We start from the raw sequence: 20506 nt of genomic DNA, 5'->3' as shown, positions 1-20506 counted from the left end.
GCTCTTAAAGCTCGCGCGACTTTGCTATTCGCTATATGTAAGCGGCAATGTTATCTCAAAATTAACTCCGCGCTTATCGTCTACAACTCTAATGTTTCCGTGATGAAGCAGAGCAGCCCATCTTGCAATAGAAAGTCCTAATCCAGTTCCGCCAGACTCTGTTCCTATTCCTTGACTTCCCTTAACAAATCTGCGGAAAATGTCTGCGCGATTTTCTTCAGGAATTTGCGTTCCAAAATTAATAACATTGCAAACTAAAATATTTTTTTCGTGATTCGACTTAGCGCTTATAAGAATCTTAGTGTTGTCTGCAGAATGCTTGATTGCGTTAGATACTACGTTTGTAAACAATTGAGATAGGCGATTTTTGTCTCCAACAAGCATAATGTTGTTTTCAATATTAAGACTTATGCTGTGATTGTGACCCGCGTCTGCGATTCTTACTGTTTCTACAATGTTGTTAATAAAGTCTTTAAAGTCAAAACTTGTAATAACAAGGCTTTCTGCGCCTGCTTCTACTCTAGATAAGTCAAGAAGAAAAGTGATTAAATCAGCTAATTTATGTGTTTGATTTACGATTGCTTCCATATTTGACGGTGTTGGTTCCACAACGCCATCTGCAAGGTTTTCTACCATTGCTTGCAAAGCGCTAACAGGCGTTCTAAGCTCATGGCTAACGTTTGCTATAAGGTCTCGGCGCATGTTGTCTGCGTGCTCTAGTTCTTCTGCCATCTCGTTAAAAGCAAGAGTGAGTTTTCCAACTTCGTCTTTTCTGCTTTCGATTTGAACACGCACAGAATAGTCGCCATCTGCCATCGTTTCTGCAGCATCGCGCATTTGTCTAAGTGGGGAAGTTAATCCTCTAGAAAACGCGTATGTTATTCCTAATGCAACTGCAAGAGTTAGTGGCATTGCAATCCAACCACTTAATCCAACTTTTAGTAAAAACCATGCCATAACAAATGCTATAGCGGTTGCAAAAACAATAATCGCAGACAATTCGCCTTTTAATGACGTAAAAAATCCTATTGCGCTTTTAGGATGAGGCAGTGGGTTTTTTAGTGGGCTTTTTAGAGTATTCTTCATTGAATTTTTTAATGAACGCTTTAGCAGATTGCTATTTTTTATGTTCTTATGATCTTTGCTATTTTTGAGAATCAAATTCTGGCTCATAATCTTCTTTAGGTGGCTCAAAAGCGTAGCCTACTCCATGTATTGTGCGAATCCAATCAGATCCAATCTTATGTCTTAAAGATTTAACGTGGGAATCAACTGTGCGCGTTCCCGAAGCATCTGGCCAATCCCAGACTTTTTCTAAAAGCGTTTCTCTTTTTAACACTTCGTGAGGATGATTTGCAAAAGTCGTAAGTAAAGAAAATTCTGTAGGCGTAAAGTGGATTGCTTTTTCGCCAATCGTAACAAGTCTCTGCTTTGTGTCAATAATCAAGTTTCCAAACTTAATTAAAGTGTTGTATTGTTCTCTTTTTGCTATTATTGCAGCGCGCTCAACTCTTCTTAAAAGCGCACCGCATCTTGCAATAAGCTCTCTAGGGGAGAATGGCTTTGTAACGTAGTCGTCTGCTCCTGCGCTTAGTCCAGCCAACTTATCTGCTTCTGAGTCTCTTGCTGTAAGCATAAGAACAGGAATCGGGCATTTAGATACTATTCTTCGCGTTGCTTCTATGCCATCCATAACAGGAAGCATAATATCCATGATTATAAGGTCTGGTTTTAAGCTTAACGCTGCTTTAACGGCAGACACTCCATCGCAAACAACTCTAGCTTTCCAACCTCTAGCAGCAATTCTTTGTGCTATAGCTGTAGCTAAATCTGGCTCGTCTTCTACAACAAGAATTGTTCGAGGAGCACTTGTTTGTAATGGAGTGTCCAACATTTTACCTAGTTTAGATTCCTTTTTAGCTATTTAATTATTAACTTAATCTAGTGGCTTAAGGAATACAGCTCCAAGTGCTGGAACAGTAATCCTTGCAGAATACGGCCTGGAATGATACTCTTCGGCTGCAGCAGTAAATGTGCCGTTGTGAATATCGGATCCGCAATACTTAGCGTCGTCTGTAGTAAGAATCTCTTGCCACTTTCCGCCCTTAGGTAATGCCACTTGGTAATCTTGCCAAGCTTGACCAGAGAAGTTAACAACAACAACGATTTCTTCGCCGTTGTCTCCGATTCGCATGTAGCTTAATGTATTGTGGTCGGAATCGTCGCTAGTAAGCCACTGGAATCCGTCTGGCGTAAAGTCTTGGCTCCAGAATGCCCTAGAGCTCTTATACAAAGCATTAAGATCTGCAACCAGCTTTTGAACTCCTTGATGGAATGGCCATTGAAGCTCGTGCCAATTAAGCGAATTGTTGAAGTTCCATTCGCAAGACTGGCCGATTTCTCCGCCCATAAACAGAAGATTCTTTCCTGGGTGAGACCATTGATACGCCAAGAGCGCTCGAAGGCCAGCAAACTGTTGCCATTCGTCTCCAGGCATCTTTCCAAGAAGAGATCCCTTGCCGTACACAACTTCATCGTGGCTAAGTGGCAACACGTAATGCTCGGAATACGCGTAAACCATAGAGAATGTGATTTCGTTGTGATGCCAACGGCGATTAATCGGCTCTTCTTTAAGGTATTGCAAAGTGTCGTGCATCCAGCCCATGTTCCACTTTAAGCCAAAGCCTAAGCCGCCCATGTCTGTAGGAGCAGTAACGCCTTGGTATGCAGTGGACTCTTCTGCAATCATCATAATTCCAGGATTATTCTTGTATGCAGTAGCGTTTGCTTCCTTAATAAAGTCAATAGCTTCAAGGTTTTCGCGTCCACCATACATGTTTGGACGCCATTGGCCAGCTTCGCGGCTGTAATCCAAGTAGAGCATAGAAGACACGGCATCTACTCGCAAAGCATCAACGTGATATTCGCTAAGCCAGAAGCACGCGTTAGCAACCAAGAAGTTGCGAACCTCGTGTCTGCCAAAGTTAAATATGTACGTTCCCCAATCTGGGTGCTCGCCGCGAAGTGGATCTGGGTCTTCGTAAAGCGCAGTGCCGTCGAATCTACCCAAAGCAAAGTCATCCTTAGGGAAGTGTGCTGGAACCCAATCCATAATCACACCAATTCCAGCCTTGTGGAGCTTGTTTACTAAGTACTTAAAGTCGTCTGGGCTTCCGAGTCTGGAATCAACAGCGTAATAGCCAGTAACTTGATATCCCCAAGATCCCGAGAATGGATATTGTGTAAGAGGCATAAACTCAACGTGAGTAAAGCCTTCTTGCTGAACGTAGTCAACTAAGTGATCTGCAAGCTCGCGATAATTGTCGTAATCGCGATTCCAGCTATTTGCTTGAACTTCGTAGATGCTAACAGGACCATCGTGTGCATTCGTCTTTGCGCGATGCTCAAGCCACTCATTATCGTGCCACTTAAAGTCGGAGTCAACAACAACAGAACCAGTGTTAGGTGGAACTTCGTGCGAGCGCTCCATTGGGTCTGCCTTCATAATCCAGTTTCCAGCTTGAGTCATAATCTCAAACTTGTAAACCTCGCCTGCGCCTACTCCTGGAATAAAAAGCTCCCAAATGCCACTAGAGCCAAGCGAACGCATTGCGTGACGGCGGCCATTCCAATAGTTAAAGTTGCCAACAACTCTTACAGCGCGAGCGTTTGGTGCCCACACAGTAAAGGATGTTCCAGTAACTTTTTTAACCATTTTGCCTGTTTCTGGGCTTACAAGACCCCAAGAATCAGTAATGCTTTTAACATGAGCACCTAGTGCTTCCCAAAGTCTTTCGTGCCTGCCTTCGCCAAATAGGTACATGTCCATGTCGCCGATTTGAGGCAAGTAGCGATATGGATCGTCGTCTACGGACTCGGCGCCGTCCACTTCTACGGTACGAATGCGATAGCTAGGAACAGACCATTCTTTGCTTTTAGTGTGCTTAGTTGCAGGAACAGTGGCAACAAAAATGCCATTGTATTCGTGCTGAGCTTCGTACTCGCCGCTCTTAGTGAGAATTGTTACTTTCTTGGCCATTGGTCGTAAAACGCGAACAGTGGCAGTACCAGCGCCTTTGCCAGTTCCGAGATGTCCACCAAGGACCTCGTGCGGATTGTAATATTCTGCGTTGCTCACCGCAGCAAGCACGTCTTGACGAACGGCCACTGCGATTGCATCTTCATTGATGTTAGATACTGTACTCATGTTGTCTATCATACAACATTATTTGCGTATGTCTTGTGTGTTTTGAGCAAAGTTTGACTAATAAGTCAAAAAAATAATTTAACAGCGCTCAAGTCTTTGCCTTATGGGAGACTGAAATGAGTTTTTCTGTGCATACGGAGGGTTCTGTGGGTTATCAAGTCGGCGATATGGTCGTCTATCCTCGTCATGGTGCGGCTAGAGTCGAGGAAATTAGTGAACGTACTGTTAAGGGTGTTACTAGGCAATATTTGCGCTTAGTCGTATTGTCTTCAGATGGTTTAGAGATTAACGTTCCAGTAGATAATGTTAAAAAAGTTGGCGTTAGAGACATTGTTGGCGCCAAAGAAGTTGCTAAAGTTTTTGAGATTTTGCGTACGCCAATCATTGAAAAAGAAATGAATTGGTCTAGAAGATACAAGCTTAACGTTGAGAAAATTGCCACGGGCGATGTTAATAAGATTGCGGAAGTCGTTCGCGATTTGTCGCAGCGAGACGTTGACGAACACGGACTTTCTGCTGGAGAAAAGCGCATGCTTGCGCGCGCTCGCAGTATTCTTATATCGGAAATCGCATTATCGGAAAAGATTGACGAGACTCAAGCAGAGCGTTTGCTTAACGTGAATCTTGGTTATGCTAATCCTTTGCCTGGAGACGAGGAACACCATACTCATGCTCCAGAAGAAGCAGCTGCAGATACTCTTAGATTGCTTGCGGAAAAGTCTAAAAAAGCTAAGAAGAAGTAAGTTTATTTTTATTAGCTTAAATTTTATTAGCTTAAATTTGCTACGTAGGAGCGCATTGTGTGCAAACCGCCGAAAGTGATTTCGATTGTAGGACCAACAGCATCTGGCAAAACGAGTCTTGGTATTGCGATTGCAAAGAAATTTGCTGAACGTGGTGTAAAAGCGGAAATTATTAACGCAGACGCATATCAAATGTACCGTTATATGGATATTGGTACAGCAAAAGCCACTAAAGAAGAGCAAAGCGAGATTAAGCATCATTTAATAGACATTATTGACCCTCAAGAGGCAATGAGCGTTGCAAAGTTTCAAACGCTTGCGCGCCAATGCATACGCGATTTGCAAGAAAAAGGTATTCGCCCGATTCTTGTTGGAGGATCTGGCCTATATGCTCGCGCTGCTGTAGACGATATAACTTTTCCTGGCACAAATCCTGATGTTCGCAAAGCTTTGGAAGAGCGCGAAAAATCGCAAGGAGCAATGGCGCTTTTTGAAGAATTGCAAAAGTTAGACCCCGCTGCAGCTAAAAACATGGATTCAAGAAATTCGCGCCGAACAATTCGCGCGCTAGAAGTTATTGAGCTAACAGGCAAGCCGTATTCTGCAACTTTGCCAAAATACAAGTATTTGATTGATTGCGTGCAAATCGGATTGGATTTAAGTAGAGAAGATTTGGATGCGCGAGTGGATCTTCGCACAAAAATGATGCGCGAGCAGGGTTTTGTAAACGAAGTTAAGGCGATTCGCTCAAAGCTTGGTGTTACTGCTAGCAGGGCTTTGGGATACAAGCAGATAATGGACTATTTAGACGGCTTGTGTAGTGAAGACGAAGCATTTGACGATATTGCGCAAAAAACTAGGCGACTTGCGCGCAAGCAAATGGGCTGGTTTGGAAGAGACTCTCGTATTCATTGGATTAATGCTTTGAAGTCAAACGTTGTTGACGATGCTATGGAAATAATCGACGCGGCGGATAATGGCAATTTCAAAGATGATTTGATTGCTGAATCAACTTCTCATCATCTTGGTGAATTGCAAAATGAATATTAAAAGTGAATATCAAAAGTGAATATCAAAATAGGAGATTTTTGTGCATAATCATTTAGAAAATTCTGGCGCTAATGCTGCTTCTGTTAAAGACGCTATTAGCGCAAGTCATGCGCATCAGCATAAGCTTTCACTAACGCTAGCGCTAACATCAATTGTGTTTTTGGCAGAAGTAATCGGATCTATTTTAACTAATTCGATTTCTTTGCTAATTGATGCTGGCCATATGCTAACGGATATTTCCGTTTTGGCTGCATCTACGGTTACTGCGATTTTAATGCGCAAAAAGCCTAATGCAAAGCGCACTTGGGGGTGGGCAAGGCTAGAGGTGATTACTGCTGCAGCTGGCGCTCTTGTGCTTCTTTTTGTAGGCGTTTATGCGATTGTGGAGTCGGGGATGCGTCTTTTTGGCGCAAGTCATAATGAAATTCACAGTGTAAGTCAACTGCTTTTCTTTGGTATTCTAGGTCTTCTTGCAAATATTGCTTCGCTTATAATCCTAGTTTCTCAATCTAAAGACAATATGAATATGCGAGCAGCGTTTTTGGAAGTTATGAACGATGCTTTAGGCTCTGTAGCAGTAGTTGTTTCTGCATTGGTTATGATATCTACAAATTGGAGCGGTTTCGACGCTGTAGCTGGCGGAGTTATAGCGATTTTGATGATTCCGCGAGCGTTGCACTTGCTTAAAAATGCTGTAAAAGTTTTGCTTGAACAAACTCCAGAAGGATTAGATATAGAAAAAGTTCGAGACCATCTTGAACATGTTCCGCACGTTCTTGCTGTTCACGATTTGCACGCAAGCACAGTTTCTACAGGAATGCCTATTTTTATGGCTCATGTTGTTGTTGAACGCGATTTGACGATGGGGCAGTGTGCGGATATTTTAAGCCAGCTTCAAGATTGTTTGCGTGAGCATTTTCCAGTTTCTGTTTCGCATACAACGTTCCAGTTGGAGCCAGAGGGATATACTACTCAAAGTTCGTCGGAGCATCACGAGTAGTTTTGTTGAGTAGTTTTGTATTGCAACAGTTACGCGTGTTGTAAATACATGTAAATGTAAATACATGTAAAGTAGAGTGATATTATGCCGTTAAAAGAGTTAATAGACAACGCGCATAGCGATCGCGTTAAGCGCATTTGTGCAATAAGTCGCGCAAAATCGCGAGGGGATGGGCGCTTTTTAGTTGAAGGTCCGCAAAGCGTTAGGGAAGCTGTAAGGTACGCGCGTAAATCGATTTTAGACATTTATGTTTTGCAAGATGCTGTTAATAGTGGCAGTAATCGTAGATATAGTAGCGTTAGTAGTGGTGGCCCTATAGAAGTAATCGCTAAAATCGTTGACGAATCATTAAAAAATAATTGCTATGTGCACCCTGTAACGGCAGAAGTTATGCGAAAAATCAGCACGGATTGCCAGGGGATTGTTGCACTTTGCGATTCTAAGGTTTTAGACGAAGAATTTAGTAAAGAATTCAATAAGATTAGTGAAGCTGATAAAGCTGGGCTAGAGAGCAGCGATGATACTAAATCTTGCAAAAACAAAAACATATTAATTGCATCATGTTGGCAAGTAAGAGACCCAGGCAACGCTGGCGCGATTATTCGCGTTGCAGACGTAGCTGGATGCAATGCTGTTGTTTTTGTTGACGATTGCGTAAGTCGATTTAACTCAAAGCTTGTTCGATCTAGTGCAGGATCGTTATTCCACTTGCCAGTAGTAAAAATGAGCGAAAACGAATGGTTTGATTGGACAAAAAATGCAAAAATCAAAGTGATTGCTGCTGATATTTACGGCACGGAAAATAAAAAACCAAAGTCGTTTGCGCGTGTTTTAGATTCGTTTAGAAAGGAGTCTAATATCGCCGATAATATCACCTCTAATGTAGCAATATTATTTGGAAACGAAGCCAGAGGATTGCCGCAAGAAGTCTTAAATAAAGTAGACGAAATATCGGTAATACCAATCTACGGAAAAGCAGAATCAATGAACTTAGCAACCAGTGCAGCGGTAATGCTAATGGGCTTGGCTATGTCTAGTCATGAGCGAAAAATGGGGATTTGAGACGTTTTTTGAATGCTTCACAAAAGTACGCATACACGGATAGGAAGGGTGCTGTGGCAAAGAGTCAGCCATTTGACGCAAAGTCAATTACAAAGGTAGTAAAAGAGGGCATTGCTTGTGTTCAAGCCGCTAAAACAATGGAAGATTTAAAAGCGGCAAAAACTAAGTATGCTGGCGCTCAGTCTGCAATGACACTTGCTAGCAAAGCTATTGGAAGTCTTCCAGTAGAAGAAAAGAAAGAAGCTGGCAAAGTAATGTCTGCTTTGCGTGCTGATTTTGGTAGGGAATTTGCGGCGGCTCAAGAGCGTATTAAAGCTCAAGAAGAAGCAAACATGCTTCAAAAAGAAACAGTCGATATGACTTTGCCAATAAATCGTAAGCCGCTTGGAGCTCGCCATCCGATTGCGCGTATTATTGAAGATTTTGAAGACTTTTTTGTGTCTATGGGTTGGCAGATTTCTGCAGGTCCAGAGGTGGAAACAGAGTGGTTTGATTTTGACGCGTTGAACTTTGGTCCAGATCATCCTGCTCGCCAAATGCAAGACACTTTCTACGTGCAAGGAAATCAAGCAAAGGATGCTGCAGGATTTGTTGGATCTAACATGGTTTTGCGTACGCAAACTTCTTCCGACCAGGTTCGCGCGCTAATTGAGCGAGGAGTTCCTCTGTACATTGCATCCCCAGGTCGCGTGTTCCGCACGGATGAGCTTGATGCAACGCATACGCCAGTCTTCCATCAATGCGAAGCTTTGGCTGTAGATAAGCACTTAAGCATGGCAGATCTAAAGGGTGTTCTTGATCGCCTTGCTGTTGCAATGTTTGGCCCAGATGCAAAAAGCCGTTTGCGCCCAAGCTACTTCCCGTTCACGGAGCCTAGCGCGGAGTTGGATCTTTGGTTCCCAGATAAAAAGGGTGGCCCAGGTTGGATTGAATGGGGCGGATGCGGAATGGTTAACCCGAACGTTCTTAAGTCTGCAGGCTTAGACCCAGATGTTTATACGGGATTTGCTTTCGGTGTTGGTTTGGAGCGCACTTTGCTGCTTCGTCACGATATTAACGATATGCACGATTTAGTTGAAGGCGATAAGCGCTTCGCAGAACAGTTTGTGATGGGAGAGTAACTCATGCCAATGGTAGATATTGACTGGCTTAAAGATCATGTTGAAGTGCCAGAAGGTTTGACTTATGATCAGCTTGCTAAAGATTTGGTGCGAGTTGGCTTAGAAGAAGAAGAGATTCACGATTCTCAAGTTACAGGTCCTATTGTTGTAGGCTACGTTGTTGATGCTACTCCAGAGCCGCAAAAAAATGGCAAGGTTATTAATTGGTGCCATGTTGATGTTGGAGATAAATACAACGAGGTAGACGAAAATGGCAATAAAGTTCCTCGTGGAATTATTTGCGGCGCTCCAAATATGGCTGCTGGAGAAAAGGTTGTTGTAACTCTTCCTGGCGCTGTTTTGCCTGGCGATTTTAAGATTGAGCCTCGCAAAACTTACGGCCACATTTCTAATGGAATGTGCGCGTCCGAGCGCGAGCTTGGTTTGGGAGATAGTCATGATGGCATTATTTTGCTTCGCGAATATGGATTCTCTAAAGCAGAATACGAGGCATTAAAGCCTGGAGATGACGCAATGTCGCTTCTTCACTTAAACAAGCCTTTGCTAGAGATTAACATCACTCCTGATCGCGGATACGCGTTCTCGTACAGGGGTGTTGCGCGCGAATATCACCATTCAACTGGTGCTGCATACACGGATCCTGTAGTGGAACTTAATAATAAGGCAAGTCAAGTTTCTGTTGAAAACGCGTCTACAGATATTGAAGTTAGCATTGAAGATACAAACCCTATTCATGGTGTTGTTGGATGCGATCGATACTACGCGCGTGTAGTTAGAAACTTTAATCCACAATCTGCAAGCCCTAATTGGATGCGTAGGCGTTTGACTCGCGCTGGAATGCGTGGAATATCTCTTGCAGTAGACGTTACAAATTACGTAATGCTTGACTTAGGTCAGCCGCTTCACGCTTATGATTTAGATAAGATTGAAGGTCCTATTGTTGTTCGCCGCGCTAAAGCTGGAGAGCATTTAACAACTTTAGATGGCAAAGATAGAGAGCTTAACGTTGAGGACTTGCTTATTTGCGATTCTCCAAAGGGAAATCACGGTTCGCGTGTTCTTGGACTTGCTGGCGTAATGGGCGGAATGTATGGAGAAGTGACGAGCGAAACAAAGAATATTCTTGTTGAAGCTGCACACTTTGATCCCGTTTCTATTGCTCGTACAGCTCGTAGACACAAGCTTCCAACCGAGGCTTCTCGCCGCTTTGAGCGCGGAGTAGATACTCAGCTTCAGCCTGCAGCTGCGCAAATGGCTGTTACAATGCTTAGCGAGATTGGCTCTGGAGAGCCTTCTAATACGCCTACAGACGTAAACAATACTGTTGATAGAAACGTTATTGTTTTCAAAGCTAGCGAGGTAGAGCGCGTTTCTGGATTAAGCATCGATTTGAACCGCATTAGCGATATTCTTACGGATATTGGTTGCTCGGTTGCTGGCGGCGGAAATGGTTCGTTCTCTGTTTTGCCTCCAACTTGGCGACCAGACTTGAATGATCCATGCGATTTGGTTGAAGAAATCGCGCGCTTGGTTGGCTACGATGAGATTCCTGTTAAGGTTCCAGCTGTTCCTGTTACTGGCAAAACTGGTTTAACGCAGGAACAAGCAACTCGTAGAGCTATTGCTTACGAGCTTGCAGAAATGGGCTTAGTTGAATCTTTGAGCTACCCGTTTGTTGGTAAGGAAGATTTTGATGCTTTCCGTGAAGACGTTGATTCTGTTGCTGAAGTTAGCGTAAAAATCGCAAATCCTTTGGCTGGCGATCGTCCTTGGCTTCGCAGGAATGTTCTTACCACTTTAGCTGGAACGGTTCGCAGAAATATTCGTCGCGGTTTGAGCAATGTTTCGCTTTATGAGCTTGGTCATGTGTATTTTGCAGATCCTAATGCTCCTGCAATTCCTGCTTTGCCTGGCTCGGTTCGTCCTACGGATGCTCAACTTGCAGCTTTGGATGCTGGTTTGCCTAAGCAGCCTTTGCACGTTGCAGCGCTTTTTACTGGTAAAGCAGAAGAAACTGGTTGGCTTGGTGCGCATCGAGACGTTGATTATAGCGATGCTCTAGAAGCTGTTCAGCGTTTAGGAAAGCGCATCGGCGTTGATTTTAAGATTCGTCAGCTTAGTGCAAACGATGCTCCTGCTTCTTGGCATCCAGGACGTACTGCCAAAGTGTTTGTTGCTGTTGATGGCGGTGACGATGTTGAAATTGGCATTGTTGGCGAGCTTCACCCTAGCGTGAATGAGAATTTGGATTTGCCAAAGCATTCTGCAGCATTCGAGCTTGATTTGAGCGCATTGTTTAATGCTATGCAAGTTAAGCCTGTTCAAGCAAAGCCTGTTTCTACATTCCCACCTGTTAAGCAGGACTTTGCGTTTGTTGCTCCTTCTTCTTTGAGTGCTAGCGACTTAGAGAAAGCCATTGTTAAAGCTTCTGGCGATTTGCTGGAGTCTGTAGAGTTGTTCGATGTTTATGAAGGCGAGCAGCTTTCAGATGGTTTGCGGTCTCTTGCTTATTCGGTAACGTTTAGAGCTGCAGATCGTACGCTTTCTGGAGAAGAAATGGAAGCTGTTCGAGATGCAATTACAAGAGCGGCTAAAGATTTGCATGCAACTTTGCGCGTGTAAAATCGCAAGTTAGCGTTTTTAATTAATGCGGCTGAATAACTATTCTTTAGTTGTTTGGCCGCATTTTTATTGTGATTTTTATTGTGATTTTATTCAGTATATTCGTTATATCCAATATGCAAATATTAGTAAAAATTAATAAATATTAGTGAATGTTGGCCATTATTGCTAAATATACGTAAAGTTATGCATATATACATGTATATTAGATTGGAATAGTTTTTTAGAAAGGTTTGTCAGCTATGGTTCACGCAAAGAAGAATTTTGGGAATTTTGATGATAATGACTCTGCTGGCAAGCAACGTCCTGCAACTAAGGCTGCGCGATTAAACGCGATTGAGCAGGCGCTTTTAAGCGAGGTTATTACTTCTCAATCTCAGCTAGCTTCTGTTTTGGCTCGTAATGGTTTTGATGTTACTCAAGCAACTCTGAGTCGCGATTTAGACGAGATAAATGCTGTTAAAATTCGCCTTACAGATGGCAGAATTGCGTACGTCTTGGGAGATGGCACTGGCAATCGTCACGCAATGGATACGGTTAGGATTGATCAGCAAGTTGCAAGAACTCTTTCTGGTCTTATTACAGAAGTTGGATTTGCTAATAATATTGTTGTAATTCACACTCCTTCGGGTGCTGCTCAATATGTTGCTAGTGTTATTGATAGACAGCCGTTAAAGGGGATTTTAGGTTCGGTTGCTGGCGATGACACAGTGCTTATGGTTTGTGTTTCTAACGAAGAAGCGGAAAATCGTGCAAATTGGATGCTTTCTGTTGCGTCAAGGTAGTGGAAAATCTGTAGCAAAGCGGCGCGCAAAGATTAAAATATTTGTCATTTAATATTTGTCATTTAATATCTTCTATTTAATACTTGTTATTTTGTAATACGCATTTGTAATACGCATATTCGATTAGAGTGGATTTTATGATTACAATTACAACTTCAAACTTGAATGGCATTCGCGCTGCCGAGCGAAAGGGGATGCTTGATTGGGTGCAAAATCACACTCCAGATGTGTGGTGTATGCAAGAGGTTCGCGCTCCGCAAGATGCGATCGACCCGATTATGAGCAAAATCAAGGATTTGTATGCGTCTAAAAGTGGCGAATCTGTGCAAAATGAATATGGACAAGATGAATCTGCAAAAAATGACAAGCAATTTTGCGTTACAAATCAGATTTGCGATATAAAAGGGCGCGCTGGAGTAGCGCTTGTAACGTCTTTGCCAGTTGTAGAGCAGCGTTACGGTTTGCCTGGTTTAAGCGAAGATGTGGATTCCGGTCGATGGGTGGAAACCGATGTTCATACTCCGCAGGGGTATGATATTACGGTTGCGTGCGTGTATGTTCATGCTGGAAATGTTGACGATCCGCAAAAAATGCATCAAAAATTCCGCTTTTTAGACACTATGCTTACGCGATTAGGGGAGCTTAGAGATATTGCTGCAAGTGGCGGAAATCAGGCGATTTTGTGTGGTGACTTTAATATTGCACACACCCCTTTTGATATTAAAAATGCTAAAGCGAATGAGAAAAGTGCTGGATTTTTGCCAGAGGAGCGCGCGTATATCGACCGCTGGATTAACGAGTATGAATTTGTAGACGTTATGCGAATGCTTGCTGGCAATATTCAAGGGCCGTACACGTGGTGGAGTCAGCGAGGCAAAGCTTTTGATAACAATGTTGGATGGCGTTTAGACTATCAATTTGCAACTCCAGAGCTTGCAGAAACTGCTTGCGGATTCGTGATTGATCGCGCTCCAAGCTACGATTCGCGCTGGTCGGATCACGCTGCGCTAAGCATAAGATACAATGTGTGATTTTGCTTTGCTTGTGGTAATCTGGTGAAGTTGAGTAAAAGTGGCATTGGCCGTTAGAAAAGAGGAATTATGGGATGGTTTAAGTCGAAGCGCAAGGCTAAAGCTGATAGTAAAAATGCTGGAAATCTTGCGGATTTGCAATCCCAAAATTCGGCCTTAAACGAGCTTATTGAAGGCGGATACAGCGCAGACACGTATTTGGGTCGAGGAAATCTTAGAGGACCTTGGAATATTTCAGACGAAAAGGTTCCTGATTTAAGTACGTATATTGACTTCGGAGCTATTCGCATTCCGTATTTGCAAGGAATAGAGTTGCGCGTAAAAAAGCAGCGCGAGTCTAACCAAGTTCTTGGCATAACAGTTACGTATAGGTCTTCTAGCGTAGAAGTTGAGGCGTTTGCGGCTCCTAAAACAGAAGGAATTTGGAGCGAAGTTCGCGCGGATTTGCTTAAGGGAAATTCTGATGCCAGGGAAGTGAATGGCGTTTTTGGCAAAGAGATTATATTGCCAGTTGAAGTGGAAGATAAAACTGTAGATACGCGAATTGTTGGAGTGGATGGCCCGCGTTGGATGCTTCGTGGAGTCTTTTCTGGTGTAGCTGCTGGCGATTCTTCGGTTGCTGGCGATTCAAAAAAGGCGAGTGATGAAGCAGTTTTGCTTAATAAGTGGTTTAGTGACATTGTTGTAGATCGCGGAAGCGAGCCATTAGCACCAAGAGATATGATTCCAATGCATGATGTTGTGGTTCCTAGAGATTCTGACAATGGTGGTTCTGATAATGTTGATTCTAACAATGGTGATTCTGGCGAAATTCCAGGCCGTCCAAAGGGGCCACTTGGCGCAGATCAGCAGGTAGAAGTCAAAACTACGCTAACTCGCGGTCCAATGTTCTCCGAAGTTCGTTAGTAAAATAAAACAGCAAAAGTCGAATAGCAAAAGTCATGCAGCAAAGGATATTGTCTTGGAAAAAAATGCGCGCAACAAAAAACGCTCAGGATTAGCCTCTTTAGCTTCCATTGGATCCGAAGAAAAAGCGTTTTCTGTGATTGACTCCATTGGCGGAGTTCGTGGCGTAATTGAATCCATGCTGCCAGGCTTGCTGTTTGTTATTTGCTTTGTTGTAACGCGGAACGTACAAACAACAGTTATTGCGTCTGCAGCTCTTGCAGTTTTGCAAGTGGTGGCGCGACTTATTCAACGTCAGTCGATTATGGGCGCGCTAAGTGGGCTTGTTTCCGTTGGAATCTGCCTTATTTGGGTGTGGACGAGTCATCAAGCGCGCGACTACTACATGATGGGCTTTATTACAAACGCTGTGTACGGTGTTCTTCTTGCGATTTCGCTGATTGCGCGTGTGCCAGCTCTTGGGCTTGTGATTGAGTCGATTCGCAAAATGCCTACGGAAAATTTTGGCGCTTGGCTGCACGAATGGCTTGATTATAAGCCACTTAAGCGCGCGTACATGTATGTTACTGGATTATGGATTGGCGTTTTTGCGCTGCGACTCGTTTTACAAGTGCCATTATATTTGACAAATCACGTTGTGTGGCTTGGCACTGTTCGATTGCTTATGGGATTGCCGTTCTGGGCGCTCGCGATTTGGGTTTCTTACTTGATTATTGCAACGCCGTTTATGCGTCTTCATCATAAAAATCGCGAAGAAAATTATCGCGAAGAAAAGCAGATTGACGAAAAACAGATTAGCGAAAAGCAAAGTGAAGAGAAGCAGAACTAAGGGGTAGTACATGCAAGTGACGATGCGAATCGAGCGTTATGCGGATCAAGGAAGATGCGTAGGTCATCTTGACGGACGCGTTGTATTCGTGCGATTTGCGCTGCCTGGTGAGCTGGTTGTTGTGCGTATGGATGAGCCGATGCGTGCAAAAGCGCACTTTTTTACTGGCGAAGTTGTAGAAGTTTTGGAGCCTAGCGCGGATCGTGTGGAGCCGCAATGGAAGCTCGCTGGCCCTTTGGCTCAGGGCGGCGGAGTTGGCGGCGCGGATTTAATTCACGTTTCTTTGCCTGGTCAGATTCGTTGGAAGGCTTCCGTAATTGCCAATCAATTCCAACGTTTAGCGCATATGGATGTTGCGGAAAGCGATGTTAGTGTTGAGCGCATTCCAGGGGACGAGGAGCTTAACGGATTTAATTGGCGTACGCGCATGGAGTTGGTTGCGGATGATGAAGGGCGACTGTCTATGCGTAAGCGCGAGTCGCATGACCGCATTGCGATTGATACTATGCCACTTGCGTCGCGCGCGGTTTTGGCTGTTGCGGATTCTTTGGACTTGTGGAATCGTTCTTTCTCGCCAAATGCGCAAATTCGCCTTGCTGTTCCAGAGCCTAGGGTTGATGGTTTGGATTTTAATGACAAGGCTGCGCTTCTTGATGCGATTGGCGAAAATTATGCGCTTATAGTAAATGATGAGTTGGTTGCAGGATCGGCTTTGTTGCGCGAGCGCGTGCGCGTTGTGGCTGCTTGCGATTCATCGCGTGCGCGTACTTTTGATTACGATGTTGACGCGCGCGGTTTTTGGCAGATTCATCGCGCAGCTCCAGAGCATTTGGTGAGCTACGTTTTGGGACTAGTCCGTTCTGCGCTTGGGGGGCGTAGTAAGAATACGGTTTTGTGGGATTTGTATTCTGGATCCGGTTTGTTTACGATTCCGCTTGCGACTTTGGCTAATGTTGGCGGGAATTTATCTAGTTCTGCTGGCGATTCTGGTTCTGCAGAGCCAGCGCGCGTGCTTAGTATTGAAGGTGCGCCGATTGCTGTAAAGAATGCAAGGAGAAACATTGGGCGCGCAGGTCTTAGCAGGGATGTTGTTGAAGCTTTGCAAGGCGATGTTGCGCAAACGCTTGAATCGCAGGTGTTTAAGGCGAGTAAGTCGTCTAAGATTGTTCGCCGATTTGCGCATCCTGATGTTGTTGTGTTAGATCCTCCGCGCGCTGGTGCTAAAGCTCAAGTTTGTAAGCAGATTGCGAAGTCTGGGGCAAGAGCTGTTGTGTATGTTGCTTGCGATCCGACTAGTCTTGCTCGCGATGTTGGTACGTTTAAGGAGCTTGGCTACAGCGTTCAGTCTTTGCGTGCGTTCGACATATATCCCAACACTCACCACGTCGAGAGTGTCGTATTGATGTCAAAGGCTTAATAGGTGGGTGCAAATTTGCCCTTGTGTAGCAAGGCTTAGCGAGGGCTATCGTTAAAAGGTTTAATGTGCGGCGGCTTTAAGCTGGGTTCTCGTGATTTTTGAGTGCAGTTTGGCTGTTTGAGGGAAGATGTCGACGCTCTAGGGTTGAGTGCACAGGATGTTAACGTTAAAAGGTGCACACACTTTGCACCCACCCTGTGAAGTGGGAAAATATAGCTCAAAAGGTAAAATGAAACCTGATTATTAGTATGTGCACGAGGAGGTGCTTAAGGAATGGATAATAAGAAGTTTATCGCAGAGACGAAAGATGTTCGTTTAACGGTGAAACGTGCTGATACCTTTGGTGTGAGCTTTGTTAACTGTGAACAAGATATATTGAGGGTTGAGGAAGCGCAAAATGTTATAAGGCTTATTCAAACTAAAAAAGTCTCAGCTTTGAATTGGGTGAGGTGGCTTACTCAGGGTATGCCTGAAATTGTTGTGAGTTTGCCACATGATGTGGAAGTTTGTGAGGTTGAATCTGATTCTAATCAAGTGCTCATCACGGATATTGAGATTGGTAAGCTTTATGTAGAAGTGAACAATGGCAAGGTAGAAGTTGTTAATTTGAAGGCGGATGATGTCTTTCTTAAATGTTATAATGGGTCTGCTTCAGCAACAAACGTAGAAGTAACTCATGTTTGTACGCTTGATACGTTAAATGGCATGAGTATTTTAGAAGGAACAATCACCAAGGATGCAAGCCTTGAAGTAGATTGTGAGAATGGTGTCACCGAGGTTTCAGATAAGAAGAAGGTAAATTGTAAAAACGATGGATTTGCGCATTACATGGTGCACTGTCTTAATGGGAAAGCTATTGCGAAGTAGCAGACATATAGATCAAAAAAGAAGCAATAAAACTTGATATAAGTTGGAATTAGAGCGTATATAGACATACCGATAAAGGAGGAAGCCGTATATGCTCTATGTAAAATTTGATGATTTCGAAGATGTTAGCGTCATGGGAAATGAGAAAGATCATGGAATGTTTATTCCGATTAAGGATGGGAATGTGTATGCTGAGTGCGAACGGTGCGGTGTAGTTGAAAGGATCACCTCACCATGCGAATTCATTGCTAGCACATTTAGGTCAAGAGTGAACTTCAATGAAGGTTATGAACTTTGCGAGAAGTGCTTGCAAGAGGTTGAGTTTGTTACTGTCGCTTTGAGAACTGGAAAATTGCCTAATCGAGAATTGAAATAACTGAAAAAGCAAAGCAGTGATAAGCGTAGTAATACAGGAAAAACTAAACGTTAAAAGGTGCACCCACTTTGCACCCATGGCGGTAAATGATAAGTTTAGGGAGGCGTTTTATGTCAGTAATTAAAATTGAAAACCTCACTTTCTCATATTATGGATATGTAAAACCCATATTTAAAAATGTATCGTTTTCCTTTGATACAAACTGGAAAACGGGATTGATAGGAAGAAATGGAATCGGTAAATCAACTCTATTTAAGTTACTTTTAAATCAAGAAACTTATCAAGGTAAAATAAGCAAGGATGTTGAATTTATTAAATTTCCACCAAATATAAGCGATACTTCAAAATTAGGAATTGAGTTATATAAAGAACTAATATCAGATGATGAAGAATGGAAATTATTTAGAGAACTCAGTTTGCTAAATGTAGATGAGAACCTTGTTTACAGAGAGTTTGAAACGCTTTCTAAAGGAGAACAAACAAAAATCCTTTTAGCTATTTTGTTTACAAGAGGAGATGGCTTTTTACTTATTGATGAACCAACAAACCATTTAGATATGAACGGAAGAAAAATTGTAAGTGAATATCTGAAAAGTAAAAAAGGATTTTTGCTCATTTCTCATGATAGAGATTTTTTAGATGGTTGTATCAATCATGTTATTTCTATTAACAGGAATTCTATTGATGTCCAATCGGGAAATTTTACATCATGGTATGAAAACAAAGTGATGAAAGACCAATTTGAAATTAGTCAAAATGAGAGATTAAGAAAAGATATTAAACGATTAAAAGAGGCTGCAAGACAAAGTCAAATTTGGTCTGATAAAATTGAAAATACTAAAAATGGTGTGAAAGTATCAGGTGTAAAACCAGACAAAGGACATATAGGTCATCAATCAGCCAAGATGATGAAAAAATCTAAGAATTTGGAGAATAGACAAAACAAGGCAATAGAAGAAAAACAGAGTTTACTAAAAGATATCGAAATAAAGGAAAGCCTATTACTGCATCCGCTACATCATCACAAAAATCCCCTAATATCGGTTAGCAATTTATCAGCATACTATGGAGAAAGACAGATCCTAAGTAATGTAAGTTTTGAGATAAAGCAAGGCGACATAGTGGCTATATATGGGGGTAATGGTAGCGGAAAATCAACCTTGATTAAAATTTTATTAGGTATAAATCACGAGTATACAGGTGAGATAAAATTAGCAGGTAATTTAAAAATCTCGTATATTCCTCAAGACACATCTAATTTAACAGGTAGCCTAAATGAATATATTCACAAGCAAGATGTTGATGAAACATTGTGTAAAACAATTCTAAGAAAATTAGATTTTTCAAGAGAATTATTTGAAATGGATATGAAGAATTATAGTGATGGACAAAAAAAGAAAGTTTTAATTGCTGTAAGTTTCTCAAAGCCAGCTCATATATTTGTTTGGGATGAACCACTGAATTATATAGATGTAATATCAAGAATACAGATTGAGGAAATTATAAAAGAAGCAAAGCCTACACTCATATTTGTGGAACACGATAAGCGATTTGTAGAAGATATCGCTAATAAAATAATACAATTTTAAGTAAAATCCAAATCCCAGTTTGTAGTGCCTTAGACTTTTATCATCATACGACATTCCCCTTGTCAGCTTCTTTCCTGCAACGAACGTTAAGGCTCTTTTCTTGATGCATGGTTATCATCAGGGTAGTTTTGATACGTCGAGAGTGTCGTATTGATGTCAAAGGCTTAATAGGTGGGTGCATTTTTGCCCTTATGCAGCAGGGTTTAGCAAGGGCTATCGTTAAAAGGTTTAGTGAGTGGCGGCTTTAGGCTGAGTTCTTGCGATTTTTGAACGTATTTTGTCTGTATGGGGAAACATGTCGACGCTCTAGGGTCGAGTGCACAGGATGTTAACGTTAAAAAGTGCACCCACTTGCACCCGGTGTGGTTTATTCAAAAGTAACTATAAAAGTAATTACAATAGAAGTCCAAAAAAGTCCTAGTTTTTGCTGCAGAATTCCCGTGAAAGGGACAGCATATGGATGTTACTAATTAATTCTATATACTTAGTAGATATTTATGCAGATGAAGGTATTTCTGGGACTAACATGAAGAATCGGTGAGAGTTTAATCGAATGATTGAAGAGTGTAAAGCAAGGTATATAGATCTAGTGATTGCTAAATCTATTTCACGCTTTGCCAGAAATACTTTAGATTGCTTACAATACGCTCGTGAGCTAAAGGCTAAACAAGTTGCTATTTACTTTGAAAAGGAAAACATCCATACGATGGATGCTAGTTGATGAAGTACAAGCGAAAGATGCTAGTTTAGAGTTAAAGCTGAAAACAGGGCAAGTTATCAATATTAAAAAGTAAGAGAGTCATAGACCTATGTAGGATTGCCTTCTTTACATAGTTCTGTGTCTCTCTTTTTTGTATAGTATAAGTGATGAGCATGTATAATATATAACAAATTAAAAGTT

General features: G+C 42.4%; 18 protein-coding genes. 15 read left to right on the top strand and 3 right to left on the bottom strand.

Annotation, left to right across the window (positions count from 1 at the left end):
• Window positions 1–24 precede the first annotated feature (24 nt).
• The 3 genes from MAF46_RS03425 to glgB are packed head-to-tail and all read right to left on the bottom strand — an operon-like array spanning window position 25 to window position 4207.
• Window positions 25–1173 carry a sensor histidine kinase gene (locus tag MAF46_RS03425; protein WP_004131997.1) on the bottom strand — a complete coding sequence of 383 codons (1149 nt, stop codon included), beginning with the start codon at window positions 1171–1173 and terminating at the stop codon, window positions 25–27.
• Window positions 1145–1894, bottom strand: coding sequence for a response regulator transcription factor (locus tag MAF46_RS03420; protein ID WP_016636277.1), 750 nt, complete (start codon window positions 1892–1894; stop codon window positions 1145–1147). Before MAF46_RS03420 ends, MAF46_RS03425 begins: the two co-directional genes overlap by 29 nt.
• A gap of 42 nt (window positions 1895–1936) precedes the next feature.
• Window positions 1937–4207, bottom strand: coding sequence for a 1,4-alpha-glucan branching protein GlgB (gene glgB / locus MAF46_RS03415; protein ID WP_032819040.1), 2271 nt, complete (start codon window positions 4205–4207; stop codon window positions 1937–1939).
• Window positions 4208–4353: 146 nt separating this feature from the next.
• On the opposite strand from glgB, the gene MAF46_RS03410 reads away from it, so the two are divergent.
• From MAF46_RS03410 to MAF46_RS03340, 15 genes are all read left to right on the top strand, one after another.
• Window positions 4354–4950: a CarD family transcriptional regulator gene (locus MAF46_RS03410; RefSeq protein WP_128813736.1), complete on the top strand. Its 597-nt coding sequence runs from the start codon at window positions 4354–4356 to the stop codon at window positions 4948–4950.
• A 57-nt stretch (window positions 4951–5007) separates the two neighbouring features.
• Window positions 5008–6000 (top strand): tRNA (adenosine(37)-N6)-dimethylallyltransferase MiaA, encoded by a 993-nt coding sequence (miaA, locus tag MAF46_RS03405; RefSeq protein ID WP_004132001.1) that lies wholly within the window; start codon window positions 5008–5010, stop codon window positions 5998–6000.
• A 40-nt stretch (window positions 6001–6040) separates the two neighbouring features.
• Window positions 6041–7000, top strand: coding sequence for a cation diffusion facilitator family transporter (locus MAF46_RS03400; RefSeq protein WP_060785638.1), 960 nt, complete (start codon window positions 6041–6043; stop codon window positions 6998–7000).
• A gap of 84 nt (window positions 7001–7084) precedes the next feature.
• Entirely contained in the window at window positions 7085–8062 is a 978-nt protein-coding gene (locus MAF46_RS03395) for a TrmH family RNA methyltransferase (RefSeq protein WP_060785637.1), read from the top strand.
• Window positions 8063–8115: 53 nt separating this feature from the next.
• A complete protein-coding gene (gene pheS / locus MAF46_RS03390; protein ID WP_032815474.1) occupies window positions 8116–9183 on the top strand; it encodes a phenylalanine--tRNA ligase subunit alpha in 1068 nt (355 codons plus the stop codon).
• Between the two features lie 3 nt (window positions 9184–9186).
• Window positions 9187–11805 carry a phenylalanine--tRNA ligase subunit beta gene (pheT, locus tag MAF46_RS03385; RefSeq protein WP_060785636.1) on the top strand — a complete coding sequence of 873 codons (2619 nt, stop codon included), beginning with the start codon at window positions 9187–9189 and terminating at the stop codon, window positions 11803–11805.
• A gap of 242 nt (window positions 11806–12047) precedes the next feature.
• Window positions 12048–12590 (top strand): arginine repressor, encoded by a 543-nt coding sequence (locus MAF46_RS03380; RefSeq protein WP_016636269.1) that lies wholly within the window; start codon window positions 12048–12050, stop codon window positions 12588–12590.
• A 137-nt stretch (window positions 12591–12727) separates the two neighbouring features.
• Window positions 12728–13621, top strand: coding sequence for an exodeoxyribonuclease III (locus MAF46_RS03375; RefSeq protein ID WP_018638757.1), 894 nt, complete (start codon window positions 12728–12730; stop codon window positions 13619–13621).
• Window positions 13622–13690: 69 nt separating this feature from the next.
• On the top strand, window positions 13691–14527 hold the full coding sequence (locus tag MAF46_RS03370; RefSeq protein ID WP_018638755.1) for a DUF3710 domain-containing protein: 837 nt from the start codon (window positions 13691–13693) through the stop codon (window positions 14525–14527).
• A 55-nt stretch (window positions 14528–14582) separates the two neighbouring features.
• Entirely contained in the window at window positions 14583–15356 is a 774-nt protein-coding gene (locus MAF46_RS03365; protein ID WP_004574628.1) for a DUF3159 domain-containing protein, read from the top strand.
• A 10-nt stretch (window positions 15357–15366) separates the two neighbouring features.
• Complete coding sequence (locus MAF46_RS03360; RefSeq protein WP_060785635.1) at window positions 15367–16773, top strand: class I SAM-dependent RNA methyltransferase; 1407 nt, start codon at window positions 15367–15369, stop codon at window positions 16771–16773.
• Between the two features lie 273 nt (window positions 16774–17046).
• Window positions 17047–17640, top strand: a complete 594-nt coding sequence (locus MAF46_RS03355) for a DUF4097 family beta strand repeat-containing protein (RefSeq protein ID WP_060785634.1) — start codon at window positions 17047–17049, stop codon at window positions 17638–17640.
• A gap of 91 nt (window positions 17641–17731) precedes the next feature.
• Window positions 17732–18016: a hypothetical protein gene (locus MAF46_RS03350; RefSeq protein ID WP_004114737.1), complete on the top strand. Its 285-nt coding sequence runs from the start codon at window positions 17732–17734 to the stop codon at window positions 18014–18016.
• A gap of 110 nt (window positions 18017–18126) precedes the next feature.
• A complete protein-coding gene (locus MAF46_RS03345; RefSeq protein WP_060785651.1) occupies window positions 18127–19605 on the top strand; it encodes an Lsa family ABC-F type ribosomal protection protein in 1479 nt (492 codons plus the stop codon).
• A gap of 553 nt (window positions 19606–20158) precedes the next feature.
• Window positions 20159–20326 carry a recombinase family protein gene (locus MAF46_RS03340; RefSeq protein ID WP_004574620.1) on the top strand — a complete coding sequence of 56 codons (168 nt, stop codon included), beginning with the start codon at window positions 20159–20161 and terminating at the stop codon, window positions 20324–20326.
• The last annotated feature ends 180 nt before the right edge of the window (window positions 20327–20506 follow it).

The organism is Gardnerella pickettii (assembly GCF_029226345.1).
GTDB lineage: Bacteria > Actinomycetota > Actinomycetes > Actinomycetales > Bifidobacteriaceae > Bifidobacterium > Bifidobacterium piotii.
The sequence above is the reverse complement of the archived record's forward strand: the minus strand, read 5'-3'. Positions and strand labels throughout refer to the sequence as shown.

Coding starts and splice junctions, on each gene's coding strand:
- MAF46_RS03420 (WP_016636277.1), bottom strand. CDS start 1,894: ATGTTGGACACTCCATTACAAACAAGTGCTCCTCGAACAATTCTTGTT.
- glgB (WP_032819040.1), bottom strand. CDS start 4,207: ATGAGTACAGTATCTAACATCAATGAAGATGCAATCGCAGTGGCCGTT.
- MAF46_RS03395 (WP_060785637.1), top strand. CDS start 7,085: ATGCCGTTAAAAGAGTTAATAGACAACGCGCATAGCGATCGCGTTAAG.
- MAF46_RS03355 (WP_060785634.1), top strand. CDS start 17,047: ATGGATAATAAGAAGTTTATCGCAGAGACGAAAGATGTTCGTTTAACG.
- MAF46_RS03380 (WP_016636269.1), top strand. CDS start 12,048: ATGGTTCACGCAAAGAAGAATTTTGGGAATTTTGATGATAATGACTCT.
- MAF46_RS03340 (WP_004574620.1), top strand. CDS start 20,159: ATGATTGAAGAGTGTAAAGCAAGGTATATAGATCTAGTGATTGCTAAA.
- MAF46_RS03360 (WP_060785635.1), top strand. CDS start 15,367: ATGCAAGTGACGATGCGAATCGAGCGTTATGCGGATCAAGGAAGATGC.
- MAF46_RS03370 (WP_018638755.1), top strand. CDS start 13,691: ATGGGATGGTTTAAGTCGAAGCGCAAGGCTAAAGCTGATAGTAAAAAT.
- MAF46_RS03425 (WP_004131997.1), bottom strand. CDS start 1,173: ATGAGCCAGAATTTGATTCTCAAAAATAGCAAAGATCATAAGAACATA.
- MAF46_RS03375 (WP_018638757.1), top strand. CDS start 12,728: ATGATTACAATTACAACTTCAAACTTGAATGGCATTCGCGCTGCCGAG.
- pheT (WP_060785636.1), top strand. CDS start 9,187: ATGCCAATGGTAGATATTGACTGGCTTAAAGATCATGTTGAAGTGCCA.
- MAF46_RS03345 (WP_060785651.1), top strand. CDS start 18,127: ATGTCAGTAATTAAAATTGAAAACCTCACTTTCTCATATTATGGATAT.
- MAF46_RS03350 (WP_004114737.1), top strand. CDS start 17,732: ATGCTCTATGTAAAATTTGATGATTTCGAAGATGTTAGCGTCATGGGA.